This window comes from Mycobacterium sp. NGS51 (assembly GCF_059812525.1).
Genome location: NZ_JCALCV010000008.1, coordinates 17,779 through 32,854 on the forward strand (window position 1 = coordinate 17,779; position 15,076 = coordinate 32,854).

Genomic DNA, 15,076 nt, shown 5'->3' on the forward strand with positions numbered 1-15,076 from the left:
CGTCCCTGCCGCCGCCGCCTCAGACGTAGAAATCGAGCTCTTCTTGCCGCTTCAGTAGCCGCCGCATCTCATACGGGTCCTCCCCGAAGAAGTAGATCAGACCCCAATGGGTGCCGAACGCGGTGCGCTTGGTTACCGTCTCCTCGAGCGGCGCGGTGAGCTCATGCGACTCGAAATACTCGTGGTCCTCGGTCTCCTCAGGCATCGCGAGGTTGCTGACCACCCGGCGCCGCGGATACACCCCGAAGCATCCCGCGTGTCCTTTGGCGTCCACGACCTCCCGTGGAAAGAATTTTTCAAGCTCGTCCTCGGTCGTTTTCGGGTCGAACGCCAGCACCAGCGCCTGGTAACCGTTGAACCCGTAGGTGCGTTCCAGCAGTTCGAAGACCTTGAAGCCGGGCGGCCGGTAGGCGACCTCACCGAAGTACATTTCCCCGTCGCTGGTGACGAAATACTCGGGATGGACGAACCCGAAGTCGATGTCGAAGGTCTTGATCAGCTTCTCGATCTGGCGGGTGATCTGCGGGCGGTACTGTTCCAGCTCCGGCGATGCGGGGACGAAGACGGAATATCCCAGCGTCACGTATTCGGAGATGTTCAGGAAGCGGATCTTGCCGTTGTGCACCCACGCCTCCACCGCAAATTCCCAGCCGTCCAGATGCGATTCCATCAGCGCGGGGAATTCCTCGTCGGGGATCGAGTCAATGTCATCCGGGGTCCGGATCACCCGGTGGCCCAGGCATCCGGCCTTGTCGAAGGCCTTGAAGTGGATCGGGTCGTTCGGATCGCCGTCGAGTTTCAGCAAGGTCTGATTGACGCGTTTGAGGAAGCGGAAGACGTCGTCGCGGTCGTGGGCCTCTTCGAAGATGCCGACCCGGATCCCGCCGAGCTGGGCGCGTCGCTTCATCAGCGACTTATCTCGCAGCAGCATCGACTGGCCCAACAGCCGCGGGCTGTCGAGCAGCACTGAGTTGATCGCCCTGGCCCACTCGACAGTCTCCTCGAAGAGCGGGATCGCGACATCGACGCCGCGCTCCTTGAGGGTCTCGGCGATTTCCATCGAACGCTCGTTCAGCCGCTCGAAGTTCCACGCGATGTGGGGGATGCCGTGTTGCTGACAGTATTCTTCGGCCCATTCCGGCGCGACCACGACATACCTGCGGTCGAAGCGATCCACCGCATCGATGGCGTTCAGGCTCCAGCCCAGCAGCGCGATATAGCCCTTTTCCGGGTTACGGCTCGTTCCCGAATTGCGATCACTTGAATTATCAACGGAATTCGGCAAAGAACTTCCCCTTTCTTTTTCCCCTCTTCGAGCGTCACCTTGGCTCCACGCTACGCACCGGATGCCATCGCCCACCCGGCTCAGCCGAACCGCCCGTCGAAAATCAGGCGCCGCGCAACTCGCCTAACAGACCCGCCGCAGAACTTAGGCAAGGCTAACGTAAGCTCCTCGCCGGATGGGCGGCGCTCCGGAGCGCGGATAGCCCTGGCCGACGACGACGAGGTAGGGGCTTGCTGATGCGCATCGCGTTTTTCGGATTTCAGACCTGGGGCTATAGGACCCTGCAGGCGCTGATCGACCTGGATCACGACGTCGTACTCGCCGTCACCCATCCGACTAGCAAGGAGTGCTACAAGGCGATCTGGTCGGCCCCGGTCGACGAACTCGCGCAAGAGCACGGCATTCCGGTGCACCTTGCTGAGCGGGTTGACGCCGAGACCATCGACTTGGTCAAGCGCACCGAACCCGATGTGATCATCGTCAACAGCTGGTATTACCGGATGCCCGTAGAGCTATATGACCTCCCGCCGCACGGAACTCTGAACTTGCACGATTCGCTGCTGCCCAGGTTCACCGGGTTCTCCCCTGTCTTGTGGGCGTTGATCAGTGGCGAGTCCGAATTCGGGTTGACCGTGCACCGGATGGACGACGGCCTGGACACCGGGGACATCCTGGTGCAGCATTCGTTGCCGATCCGTCCAACCGACACGGGCACCGAGTTGGTACTGCGAGGCATGGACCTCATTCCTGGTGCGCTGGCCGAAGCGCTGGACCTGTTGGAATCCGGCACCGCGGATTGGCAGCCACAGAACAAAGCCGAACGAACGTACTGCCACAAGCGTTCGGAGCGCGACAGTTTGATCGACTGGACCTGGCCCGCCGAAGATCTCGGCCGGTTCGTACGGGCATTGTCCGATCCCTATCCCCGCGCGTTTACCTATTACCGCGGTGAGCGGATCGAAGTCATCGAGGCGCGTGTTTCCGAGGCGCGTTACGGCGGTACCCCGGGCCGGGTGATAGTGCAGGAGGAAGGCGGCGCAGTTGTCTGCGGCCCCAATGCATATCGAAGCGACAATACCGGTCTGGTGATCACTCGCATTCGTACCGCGGCCGGCGTCGAGCACCGGGGCGATGAATACTTTGGCCACGGAGGCTACTTGGACAGCCACGCATGACTGTGGCCAACGGAGCAGTTGGGCTGACTCGGGCGCAACTGGATATCTGGCTTGCCCAGCAGACTGGTCGCTTTGCCGCGAAGTGGCAGCTGGGCGTGCTCGTGCGGCTCGAGGGCGCGATCGACCCGGTCTTGCTCGAGCGGGCGGTCCGGCAGGTGGTGAGCGAGGCCGAGCCGCTCAGGGCAGCTTTTTTCGAAGTGGATGGGCGAGTTTTCCAACAGGTAGTCGAGCACCCGGACGTTGAGCTTGCCCGCTACGACCTCCTGGACTCGCGAAATCCCGCGCAAGATGCCCATCGCATAGCGGCATCGATCCAACGCACGCCCATGCCGCTCGATGGCCCGCTGTTCAGGTTTGCGGTGTTGCAGACGCGCGGAGACGAATCGTATCTATTCGTGTGCGGCCACCACATCGTGATAGACGGAATGGGCATTGCGGCCGTCTGTCATCGGATCGCTACCGTCTATTCCGCGATCGCGACGGGGGCATCCGTTCCCCCTGCGATTTTTGGGTCGCTGCGTGAACTCATCGAGTGTGAAGCAGAATATGAAGCGTCCACCGATTATCTTGATGATCAGGCTTATTGGACGGCGAACCTTCCGCAGGAACGCGGGTCACGTCATCGATTGGCGCATGCCGCGGACAGGCGCGATCCCGGCGAGTCGTCGGCGCTGGCGCAGATAGACCCGTTCGTCGTCGCCGAGATCCGCACGTTCTCAACCGCATTGGGAGTGCGTCGAGCATCGGTGATCACTGCGGCGTGCGCGCTGCTGGTGCACGGATGCGACGTCGAGGGTACGGAGGTAGTGCTCGATTTTCCAGTAAGCAGACGTGTGCGTCCGGTGGCGCAGACGGTGCCCGGAATGGTTTCCGGAGTAGTGCCGCTGGTGTTGAAGGCTTCACCGGGTTCGGCGGTTGCCGATTTTTGCCGCCATGTCGACACGCGCATGCGAGAAGCGGTGCAGCACCAGCGGTTCCCGGTGCACTTTCTCGAGAAGAAGGCGGGCCTTCGCAGCTCCAGCGAGGCCCCGAACAGGGTCATTGTCAATTTCATCCCGACGACACGGGTAGCAGACTTTGCGGACGCTGCCGGATCGGGCGTCGTGACCCATTCTGGTTTCGAGGAGCAGCTTGAGTTGTGGTTCATCCGGGCCGATGAGCAGCTCTTTCTCAGGATGGCCGGCCCAGGCCAATTGTTCTCCGATCGCGACGCCAGCGAATTAGTTCAGCGGTTGGAGCGCATGTTGATGGCGATGACCGCCGATCCGGGTCGATCGCTGTCGTCGCTGGATCTGCTGGACCCCACTGAGCATGCCCGGCTGGATGATTGGGGCAACCGGGCGCCATCGGGCGGGCCGGCAGCCGCGCCGGTGTCGATCCCGGGCTTGTTCACCGCACACGTCGAGCGCGCCCCAGAGGCGGTGGCACTGACAGCCCAGGGCCGTTCACTGACGTACCGGGAACTCGACGAGGCGGCCAATCGGTTAGCGCACCTGTTGGTTTCCCACGGCGCGGGCCCGGGTGAGCGGGTGGCGCTGATGTTTTCCCGTTCCGCCGAGGCGATCATCGCGATCTTGGCGGTGCTCAAGACCGGGGCGGCTTACGTGCCGATCGACCCGGCGGTGCCACGGGCGCGGATTGAGTTCATGGTTGTCGACGCGGCGCCGATCGCAGCGCTGACCACCGCCGAATTTGCCGATCGGCTCGACGGGCACAATCTGTTGGTCATCGATGTCGACGATCCCGCTACCGACAGCCAACCCAGCACGGCGCTCATGGCGCCTGCCGCCGACGACATCGCCTACCTCACCTACACGTCGGGCACGACGGGCGTGCCCAAAGGTGTTGCCGTGCCTCATCACAACGTGATCCGGCTGCTGGATGCGCTGGACGGCGGGCTGAAGCCGTCGCCCGGCCAGGTATGGACGCAGAGCCACTCCTTGGCGTTCGACTTCTCGGTATGGGAAATCTGGGGGGCACTGCTGCGCGGTGGGCGGCTGGTAGTCGTGCCCGAGTCGGTAACGCGCTCGCCCGAAGAGTTCCACGCATTGCTGGTCGCCGAACAGGTCAGCGTGTTGAGCCAGACCCCGTCGGCGTTCTATGCGTTGCAGGCGGCCGATGCCCTGGCACCGAAGCTGAGACAACGACTCAAGCTCGAGACGGTGATATTCGGCGGCGAGGCACTGGAACCGCCGCGGCTTGCGGCGTGGTTTGACCATCACCCGGAACCACCGCGCCTGATCAACATGTACGGGATCACCGAGACGACGGTGCATGCCTCGTTCCGGGAGATTCTTCCTGTCGACGTCGACAGCACTGCCAGCCCGATCGGAAGGCCGTTGGCCCATCTTGGCTTCTTTGTGCTGGACGAGTGGTTGCGGCCGGTGCCCGCCGGGGTGGTCGGCGAGTTGTACGTGGCCGGTGCCGGCGCGGCCTACGGCTATTTCGGCCGATCGGCATTGACGGCGTCTCGATTTGTGGCGTGTCCGTTCTCCGGCGAAGGCCTTGCGGGACAACGGATGTACCGCACCGGGGATCTGATGTGGTGGGGTGCTGATGGGCAGCTGCGGTATGTGGGGCGCGCAGATGAGCAGGTCAAGATCCGCGGCTATCGCATCGAACTCGGGGATGTCCAGGCGGCGTTGTGCGCGTTGGACGGTGTGCAGCAAGCGGTGGTAATGGTCCGCGAGGACCGCCCCGGCGATAAGCGCCTGGTGGGCTATGCGGTCGGGACCGCCGACCCGGGCGGGCTGCGCACCCAGCTGGCGGATCGGTTGCCGCCCTACATGGTTCCCGCTGCGGTGGTGGCGATCGACGCGCTGCCGCTGACGATCAACGGCAAACTGGACACCCGCGCGCTGCCGGCACCGGAGTATCAGGACGGCGATAGTTACCGGGCTCCGGCCAGCACCGTCGAAGAACTCCTGGCCGGGATCTACGCCCAAGTGCTCAGCGCGGAACGCGTCGGAGTAGATGACTCGTTTTTCGATCTCGGCGGTGATTCGCTGTCGGCGATGCGAGTGATCGCCGCGATCAACACCAGCCTGGGTACCGGCCTTTCGGTGCGGACCGTTTTCGAGGCGCCCACGGTGGCCCAGCTGGCACCTCACGTCGGTACCGAGGCGGGTGGGTTGCAGCAGTTGGTGGCCGGGGAGCGGCCTTCGGTGATTCCGTTGTCGTTTGCCCAGAGCGGATTGTGGTTCCTGGATCAGTTGCAAGGTCCGTCGCCGACGTACAACATGGCGGCGGCGTTTCGGCTGGGTGGTCGCCTCGATGCCGACGCGTTGGGTGCGGCAATTGGCGATGTGGTGGGCCGCCATGAGAGCTTGCGCACCTCGTTTACGGCGGCCGACGGGGTTCCCCAGCAGCTGGTGGTGGCCGCCGAGCGGGCCGACTTCGGCTGGCAGATCATCGACGGGACCGGATGGTCGGCGGTCCAGCTGGACGAGGCCATCGTCGCTGCGGCGCGTCACAGTTTTGACCTGATAGCCGAGATCCCTTTGCGGGCAGCTCTTTTCCGCGTCGCCGACGATGACCATGTTCTGGTGGCTGCGGTGCACCACATCGCCGGCGACGGCTGGTCGATCACCCCGCTGATGCGTGATCTGGGTTTGGCTTATGCGAGCCGATGCGTGGGACGGGCACCCGATTGGGCCGACCTTCCGGTGCAGTATGTCGACTACACGCTGTGGCAGCGGGCCCACCTTGGTGATCTCGACGATGCCGACAGCCCAATCGCCGCCCAGCTGGCCTATTGGGAGGACGCCCTGGCCGGGATGCCCGAGCGCCTAGTGCTGCCCACCGATCGGCCCTACCCGGCGGTCGCCGATTACCGCGGCGCCAGGATCGCGGTGGAGTGGTCGGCGCAGCTGCAGCAGCAGGTCGCCCGGGCGGCCCGCGAAAACAACGCGACCAGCTTCATGGTCATACAGGCCGCTCTGGCCGTGCTGCTGTCCAAGTTCAGCGCCAGCAGCGATGTGGCCTTCGGGTTCCCGATCGCCGGTCGCCGCCATCCCGCGCTCGATGAGCTGGTGGGTTACTTCGTCAACGCCTTGGTGCTGCGGGTCGATCTGGCCGGTGACCCGAGCGTCGCCGAGGTACTCGCCCAGGTGCGACAGCGCAGCCTGGCCGCCTACGAGCACCAAGACGTGCCCTTTGAGGTACTCGTTGAACGGCTTAATCCCATCCGAAGCCTGAGCCATCACCCCCTGATCCAGGTGGCATTGGCCTGGCAGAACTTCGCCTGGCAGCATGACGGGCCGGCCGCCGGGTTGGCCCTGGGGGACGTGCAGGTCACTCCCATGCCGGTGGACACCCACACCGCCCGCACGGACCTATCCATTTCCCTGGGGGAACGCTGGACCGAGGCCGGTGAGCCCGACGGGATTTGGGGAGGCGTGGAATTCCGCACCGACGTGTTCGATGCGGACCGCATCGAGGGGCTGATCGAACGGCTACAGCGGGTGGTGCTGGCCATGACCGCCGATCCCGCCCAGCGGCTTTCGTCGATCGACGTGCTCGACGCCGGTGAGCATGCCCACCTGGATGAGATCGGCAACCGGGCGGTGTTGACCCAGCCCGCGCCGACGCCGGTGTCGATTCCGGCGTTGTGGGCCGCCCAAGTGGCGCGCACGCCCGAGGCGGTGGCGGTGACCTGTGCGGGCCGCTCACTCAGCTATCGCGAGGTTGACGAGTCCGCTAACCGGTTGGCGCATCTGCTGGCCGGCCAGGGCGCCGGCCCGGGTGAGTCTGTGGCGCTGATGTTTCCACGGTCGGCCGAGGCGATCATCGCGATCTTGGCGGTGCTCAAGACCGGGGCGGCCTATCTGCCGATCGATCCGGCGGTGCCGCGGGAGCGGCTCGGGTTCATGGTTGCCGATGCGGCGCCGATCGCCGCAATCACCACCAGCCGGCTGACCGACCTGTTCGACGGGTGCGACCTGCGGGTCATCGATGTGAACGACCCCGCTCTTGACGGGCAACCCAGCACCGCGCTACCGGCGCCGCGCCCCGACGACATCGCCCACATCATCTACACCTCCGGCACTACCGGTACGCCCAAGGGCGTGGCGGTCACCCACCACAACGTCACCCAACTGATCGAGTCGTTGGATACTGCCCTGCTGGCGCCGGGACAGGTAGGGACGCAGTGGTATTCGTATGCCTTCGACGCCTCCATTGAAGAGATCTGGGGTGCGCTGTTCCACGGCGGGCGGCTGCTGGTGGTGCCCGAGTCGGTGGCGGCCGCACCGGAAGACTTCCAGGCCTTAATGGTTGCGGAGAAGGTCGATGTCGTGCATCAGACCCCTTCTGCGGTGGGGGCGCTTTCCCCTGAGGGCTTGGAATCCGCCGCGCTGATCGTGGCCGCCGAGCCCTGCCAGACGGAACTGGTCGACCGGTGGGCGCCCGGCCGGGTCATGAACAATGCCTACGGCCCGACCGAGACCACGCTGTGTGTGACGGTCAGTGCGCCGTTGAAGTCGGGGTGCGGGGTGCCGATCGGTGCGCCCGTCGCCGGGGCGGCGCTGTTCGTGCTGGACAACCGGCTCCACCCGGTGCCGGCCGGGGTGGTTGGTGAGTTGTATGTGGCCGGCCGCGGGCTGGGCACAGGCTATGTGCGCCGAGCGGCGTTGACCGCGTCGCGGTTTGTGGCCTGCCCGTTCGGCACAACCGGGGCGCCCGGTATCCGGATGTATCGCACCGGCGACCTTGTGCGCTGGCGCAGCGATGGGCAGCTGGACTATGTGGGGCGCATCGATGAACAGGTCAAAATTCGCGGGTACCGCATCGAACTCGGTGAAGTGTCCGCAGCCCTGGCCGAACTGGACGGGGTCGAGCAGGCGGTGGTCATCGCCCGCGAAGACCGCCCTGGCGACAAACGCCTGGTGGGCTACGTCATCGAGACGATGCCGGACACGGTGGATTTGGCCAGCGCGCGCGCGAAGCTGGCCAAGCGGCTACCGGCCTACATGGTCCCCGCCGCGGTCGTGGTGGTGCCGGCGCTGCCGCTCACGCTCAACGGCAAACTCGACACACGCGCCCTGCCGGCGCCCGACTACCAGGGCGCCAATCAATACCGCGCGCCGGCCAACGCCATCGAGGAGATCCTGGCCGGCATTTACGGTCAGGTCCTGGGGCTCGAGCGGGTCGGAGCCGACGACTCATTCTTCGACCTGGGCGGCGATTCACTTTCTGCGATACGCGTAATCGCCGCGGTCAACACATCTTTGGACCTCAGCCTTACGGTCCGCGCCCTGTTCGACGCGCCGACAGTGAGCGGCTTGAGTCAACAGTTGGACAGCCAGCCCAGCGATCCGCGCTTTGTGTCCGTGCACGGTCACGACACCACCGAGGTGCACGCCGCCGACCTCACGCTGGACAAGTTCATCGACGCTGCGACGCTGGCATCCGCTCCGACCCTGCCGGGCCCCATCGCCGAGGTGCGGACGGTCCTGTTGACCGGGGCGACCGGCTTCCTTGGGCGCCACCTGGTGTTGGATTGGCTCGAGCAGCTCGAGCTGATCGACGGCACGCTAATTTGCCTGGTGCGGGCCAAATCCGACGACGACGCGTGGCAACGGTTGGAAAATACCTTCGCCGGTGGGGAGTTCGAGGGCGACCCGCAACTCCTGCAGCGCTTCCGAGAACTGGCCGCCGATCATCTGCAGGTCATCGCCGGCGACAAGGGCGAAGCCAACCTAGGTCTGGATCAGGAGACCTGGCAGCGGCTCGCTGACACCGTCGATCTGATCGTCGATCCCGCAGCCGTGGTCAACGCGGTCCTGCCCTACAGTGCACTGTTCGGGCCCAACGTCGTCGGCACTGCCGAGCTGATCCGTATCGCGCTCACCACGAAACTCAAGCTCTACACCTACGTTTCGAGTGCCAACGTGGGCCACCAAATCGAGCCGTCGGCGTTCACCGAAGATGCCGACATTCGGGTCATCAGCCCCACCCGCGCAATCGACGACCGGTTGGCCAACGGCTGCAACAGCAAGTGGGCCAGCGAGGTGCTGCTGCGTGAGGCCAACGACTTGTGTGGGCTGCCCGTCGCGGTGTTCCGCTGCGACGTGATCCTGGCCGACGCCACCTACGCCGGCCAGCTCAACATGACGGACATGTTCACCCGGGGAATGTTGAGCCTGGTGGCCGCCGGGATCGCGCCCCGGTCGTTCTACCAGCTCGACTCCGACGGCAGGCGGCAACGCGCCCACTTCGACGGGCTGCCAGTCACATTCGTCGCCGAGGCAATCGCCACGCTGGGCGCTCAAGTGGCCACTTCATCGGTGACGGGCTATCAGACCTATCACGTGGTGAACCCGCACGACGACGGCATCGGGCTCGATGAGTACGTGGACTGGCTGATCGAGGCCGGCTACCCGATCCAGCGCATCGATGACTTTCAGGAGTGGTTGCAGCGGTTCGAGACCGGGCTGCGTGCCCTGCCGAATCGACAGCGCCGGCATTCGGTGCTGCAGATGCTGCTGTTGCGCGGTTCCCATCAATGGCAGCCCCTGGAGCCGCCGAACGGCTCCTACGCACCCGCCGAGCGGTTCCGGGCTGCGGTCCAAGAAGCCAAAATCGGCCCCGACAAGAACGATCCGGACATCCCGCACATCTCGGCGCCGATCATCGTCAAATACGCCACCGACTTACAATTGCTCGGACTGCTCTAAAGGGCGTAGGCCGGGTTAGGCGTCTTCCAGCAGGTCCGCAGTAACCGCCGACTCGGTGTCCGGGATGCCGTCCTGTTTGGCCTTGCGGTCAGCCATCGACAGCAGCCGTCGAATACGCCCTGCCACAGCATCTTTCGTCATTACCGGATCGGCCAGCCGACCCAGCTCCTCGAGTGAGGCCTGCCGGTGTTCGACGCGCAGCTTGCCGGCCGCGGCCAGATGGTCGGGCACGCTGTCACCGAGAATCTCCAGCGCCCGCTCCACCCGGGCCGCCGCAGCCACCGCCGCCCGCGCCGAGCGGCGCAGATTGGCGTCATCGAAGTTGGCCAGCCGATTAGCCGTGGCCCGCACCTCGCGGCGCATCCGGCGTTCTTCCCACACCAGCCGGGTGTCCTGGGCGCCCATCCGGGTCAGCAAGGCGCCGATCGCCTCGCCGTCGCGAACCACGACTCGATCGGCCCCCCGTACCTCGCGGGCCTTCGCGCTGACACCGAGTCGGCGCGCCGCGCCCACCAGCGCCAGCGCGGCCTCCGGGCCAGGGCAGCTCACCTCCAGCGCCGACGAACGCCCCGGCTCGGTCAGCGAGCCGTGCGCTAGGAAGGCCCCGCGCCAGGCTGCCTCCGCGTCGCCGACGCTGCCGCCGACGACCTGCGCGGGCAGGCCCCGCACTGGGCGTCCCCGCAAATCCAGCAGTCCGGTTTGGCGGGCCAGCGCCTCGCCGTCGTTGGCGACCCGCAGCACATATCGGGTTTGCTTGCGAATCCCACTGGCGGACAACATATGCACGATCGCGTTGTAGCCATACAAGTCGAAGATGTCCTTGCGCAGCCGCCGGGCGATGCTGCCCAGGTCAACCTCGGCTTCGACCACTACCCGGCCCGCCACGATGTGCAGTCCGCCGGCGAACCGCAGCAAGGAGGTGACCTCGGCCCGCCGCGCGCTCACCGAGCTCACCACCAGCCGGCTCAACTCGTCTTTGACTTCGGCCGTCATTGCCACCCGTCGTCACCTCTCGGTCCGTCTGCGCCGGTCTTTCGACCTTTACCTTCAATCGACATGGGGGCCGTCACTGACGGCGCTGCTGGGCCGGTGTCGCGCACCCCCACCCCTTCCAGCGCGGCGGCCAGCTTGCCGGGGTCATGTAAAGGTGTACCAGGCCGGGCCACGTCGGCGAACTGAACCTGCGCCTGCAGCAGCGTCGCGGTGCGGCGCAACTGGTCACGCTCCCGCTCACTGGGCACCCGCTCCGCGTCGATGATGATGTCGTGGACGGTGAAGTCCGGGGCGTGCTGGGCAAGGACGTGCAGATGGCGCTCCACCGAGAAGCCCGCCGTCTCCCCTGGCTCGGCGACCAGGTTGAGGACCAGCGCCCGGCGGGCGGTGGTGGCCTGCAGCGCCGCGGCCAGCCCCGGCACCAGCACATGCGGGATCACGCTGGTAAACCACGACCCCGGGCCCAATACCACCAAATCAGCGCTCATGATCGCGTCGATGGCCTGCCGGGTGGCCGGCGGGTCGCCCGGCAGCAGTCGTACTCGCCGCACCTTGCCGGGAGTGGTCGCGATCGCCACCTGGCCGCGGATCAGCCGGAACATCCGCGGGTCGGCTTCTAGACCGGACACGTCGGCCTCGATCTGCAGCGCGATCGGACACATTGGCAACACCCGGCCCCGGACACCGAGAATGCGGCCCAGTTCGTCGAGCGCGGCGACCGGGTCGGCCAACACCTCGGACAGGCCGGCGACCAGCAGGTTGCCGATCGGATGCCCGGCCAGCGCGCCGCTGCCGCCGAACCGGTGCTGCAGGATGGTCGCCCACAGCTGCCCGTGCGGGCTGTCGGACGCCAACGCCGCCAACGCCATTCGCAGATCACCGGGTGGCACGACAGCTAGTTCGCTACGCAGCCGGCCCGAGGACCCACCGTCGTCGGCAACGGTGACCACCGCGGTGACGTGCGGCGTCAGCCGGCGGGCCGCCGAGAGCGTCGCATACAGCCCGTGACCACCGCCGAGGGCGACAATGCTGGGACTAGTCTCGGGACTCATTCGCGACCTAGATCCCGGTGCAGCACCCGCACCGACAGTCGAGCGTTGGGCTCGAGCAGCCCCGCCAACGCTTCGGCGATGGCCACACTGCGATGCTTGCCGCCGGTGCAGCCGATGGCGACGGTCATGTAGCGCTTCCCCTCCCTGCGGTACCCGTCGACAACCAGGGACAGCAACCGATGGTAGGTCTCCAGGAACTCCGCCGCGCCACTCTGGCCGAGCACGTAGTCACGAACCGCCGGATGCTGGCCGGTATGCGGGCGCAATTCGTCGACCCAATGCGGATTGGGCAGGAAACGCACGTCCATCACCATGTCGGCGTCCATCGGCAGCCCGTACTTGAAGCCGAAGGACTCGACGGTGACGCTGGTGTGGGCGACGGTCTCGGTGCCGAATGCGCGTTCGATGCTTTCCCGCAGCGCCCGCACCGACAGCGTCGAGGTGTCGATGATCAGGTCGGCGCTCGCGCGCACCGGCGCCAGCATCTCGCGCTCGGCGGCGATTCCCTCGGCCAATGTCTGCTGGCCCTGCAGCGGGTGGCTGCGGCGGTTCTGCTCGTAGCGGCGCACCAGCATGTCGTCGGAGGCTTCCATGAACAGCACCCGCGGAGTGATGTTGCGGGTGGCCAGGTCGGTGCGCACCCAGTCCAGGTCCCCGGTAAACCCGCGGGACCGCACGTCCATCACCACCGCGAGCTGGGTGATACGCGACCCGGCCGCCAGCCCGAAGTCCACCATCCGGGTGATCAGCTGCGGCGGCAAGTTGTCCGCGACATACCAGCCGAGGTCCTCGAGCACCTTTGCCGCCGTGCCGCGTCCCGCGCCCGACAGGCCGGTCACCAGAACCACGTCAATTCCGGATTCGGTTGTGCCGCCGGCATTATCGGGCTTGCGCACCAACTCCGTTCCGTCGCCTGTCATCCCGAAGCCCGTTCAGCGATCTGGTCGCCGCCGCGCAGCGCCTCGAGTACCGCGGTCGCGGTCGCCACACCGATACCCGGGACCGCGGTGATCTCCTCGACGGTCGCCTCCTTGAGCCGGGCCACCGACCCGAAATGGGTGACCAGTGCCTTGCGGCGATGCTCGCCGAGCCCCGGCACCGCGTCCAGCGTCGATGCGGTCATCCGTTTGGACCGTTTGCTGCGGTGATAGGTGATCGCGAACCGATGCGCCTCATCGCGGACCCGCTGCAGCAAATACAAGCCCTCGCTGTTGCGAGGCATGATGATCGGGTCCGGTTCCGAGGGCACCCACACCTCTTCCAGGCGCTTGGCCAGCCCGATCACCGCGACATCGGTGATGCCGAGGTCATCGAGCACTGCGCTGGCCGCGTTGACCTGCGGCGCGCCGCCGTCCACGACGTAGAGGTTGGGCGGATAGGCAAACTTGCGCGACTTCCCCTCCGGGGCAAGGGTATTCGCGTCCTGCAGGTGGCGCGCGAACCGGCGTCTGGTCACTTCCGCGATCGAGGCGACGTCGTCGGAGCGGCCGCGCCCGGCGGCTTCCCGGATGGCGAAGTGGCGGTAATCCGACTTGCGCGGCAACCCGTCCTCGAATACCACCAGCGAACCCACGACGTCGGTGCCCTGCACGTGGCTGATGTCGACGCATTCGATCCGCAGCGGCGCGTCCGCCAAGCCAAGCGCTTCCTGAATATTCTGCAGCGCAGCCGATCTGGCGGTGAAGTCACCGGCCCGCCTCAGTTTGTGCTGCTGCAACGCCTCTTTGGCGTTTCGCTGCACAGTTTCGGCCAGCGCCCGCTTGTCACCACGGCGCGGCACCCGAAGTTTCACCCGCGAACCGCGCAGTTGCGAGAGCCAGCTGGCCAGCTCATCGGCGTTGGGCGGCAGACAGGGCACCAGGACTTCGCGGGGCACGGGGTTGGTGGATTCGTCGGCGGCGCCGTCGAGCTCGGCCTGGTCGGCGTAGAACTGGGTCAAGAACTGCTCGACGAGGCGCGCTTCCCCCGAATCACCAGGGTCGCCTGGCTTTTCGACGATCCAGCCGCGCTGCCCGCGGACCCGCCCGCCACGGACGTGAAATACCTGGACTGCGGCTTCCAGATCGTCGTCGGCAAACGCCACCACGTCGGCGTCCGTACCGTCACCGAGCACCACGGCCTGCTTTTCCAGCGCTCGTTTCAACGCGGAGAGATCATCACGCAGCCGCGCGGCCCGCTCGAAGTCGAGGCGCTCGGCGGCGGCGTTCATCTGCTGTTCCAGGGTCCGCGCATACCGGTCGGTCTTGCCGGACAGAAAGTCGCAGAAATCCAGCACGATCTGGCGATGCTGCTCGGCGCTGACCCGGCCGACGCACGGCGCCGAACACTTGTCGATGTAGCCGAGCAGACATGGCCGGTCGATTTGCTTGTGGCGCTTGAACACTCCGGCCGAACAGGTGCGTGCGGGGAACACCCGGGTCAGCAGGTCCAGGGTTTCCCGGATGGCCCAGGCATGTGAGTACGGGCCGAAATAGCGCACGCCCTTGCGCCGGGGGCCGCGGTAGACCATCAGCCGCGGGAATTCCTCGTTGAGCGTGACCGCCAGCACCGGGTAGGACTTGTCGTCGCGGTAGCGGACGTTGAACCGCGGGTCGAACTCCTTGATCCAGTTGTATTCCAGCTGCAGCGCCTCGACCTCGGTGTTGACCACCGTCCACTCGACCTTGGCCGCGGTGGTCACCATCTGCCGGGTCCGCGGGTGCAGGCCGGCGACGTCGGCGAAATACGACGTCAGACGGCTGCGCAGGCTCTTGGCCTTGCCGACGTAGATCACTCGGCCGTACTGGTCCCGGAATCGGTAGACGCCCGGCTCGACCGGGATGGACCCGGGCGCGGGGCGATACGTCGCGGGATCTGGCACGTTTCTAGGCTAGTCGGTGAGGTCGACGCCGCGAG

Annotated in this window: 7 protein-coding genes; 2 read left to right on the forward strand and 5 right to left on the reverse strand. The window is 66.0% G+C overall.

Going from position 1 to position 15,076, the window contains the following annotated elements; translation table 11 throughout:
- Nucleotides 1-19: 19 nt before the first annotated feature.
- On the reverse strand, nucleotides 20-1,060 hold the full coding sequence (locus AC5Y5W_RS11815) for an ATP-grasp domain-containing protein (protein ID WP_500022321.1): 1,041 nt from the start codon (nucleotides 1,058-1,060) through the stop codon (nucleotides 20-22).
- 461 nt (nucleotides 1,061-1,521) lie between these two features.
- Here AC5Y5W_RS11815 and AC5Y5W_RS11820 point away from each other — a divergent pair, with 461 nt between their 5' ends.
- Nucleotides 1,522-2,460 (forward strand): methionyl-tRNA formyltransferase, encoded by a 939-nt coding sequence (locus tag AC5Y5W_RS11820; RefSeq protein ID WP_500009745.1) that lies wholly within the window; start codon nucleotides 1,522-1,524, stop codon nucleotides 2,458-2,460.
- Entirely contained in the window at nucleotides 2,457-10,136 is a 7,680-nt protein-coding gene (locus AC5Y5W_RS11825; RefSeq protein WP_500009744.1) for an amino acid adenylation domain-containing protein, read from the forward strand. The genes AC5Y5W_RS11820 and AC5Y5W_RS11825 overlap by 4 nt, the downstream gene beginning before the upstream one ends.
- A 15-nt stretch (nucleotides 10,137-10,151) precedes the next feature.
- Here AC5Y5W_RS11825 and whiA read toward each other — a convergent pair whose 3' ends face one another.
- Genes whiA through uvrC form a run of 4 tightly spaced genes read right to left on the reverse strand, consistent with a single transcriptional unit; the run spans nucleotide 10,152 to nucleotide 15,041 of the window.
- Entirely contained in the window at nucleotides 10,152-11,129 is a 978-nt protein-coding gene (gene whiA / locus AC5Y5W_RS11830) for a DNA-binding protein WhiA (protein WP_500009777.1), read from the reverse strand.
- Nucleotides 11,126-12,181: a uridine diphosphate-N-acetylglucosamine-binding protein YvcK gene (gene yvcK, locus AC5Y5W_RS11835; protein WP_500009743.1), complete on the reverse strand. Its 1,056-nt coding sequence runs from the start codon at nucleotides 12,179-12,181 to the stop codon at nucleotides 11,126-11,128. Before yvcK ends, whiA begins: the two co-directional genes overlap by 4 nt.
- A complete protein-coding gene (rapZ, locus tag AC5Y5W_RS11840) occupies nucleotides 12,178-13,101 on the reverse strand; it encodes an RNase adapter RapZ (RefSeq protein WP_500009742.1) in 924 nt (307 codons plus the stop codon). Before rapZ ends, yvcK begins: the two co-directional genes overlap by 4 nt.
- Nucleotides 13,098-15,041 (reverse strand): excinuclease ABC subunit UvrC, encoded by a 1,944-nt coding sequence (gene uvrC / locus AC5Y5W_RS11845; protein WP_500009741.1) that lies wholly within the window; start codon nucleotides 15,039-15,041, stop codon nucleotides 13,098-13,100. The genes rapZ and uvrC overlap by 4 nt, the downstream gene beginning before the upstream one ends.
- Between the last annotated feature and the right edge of the window lie 35 nt (nucleotides 15,042-15,076).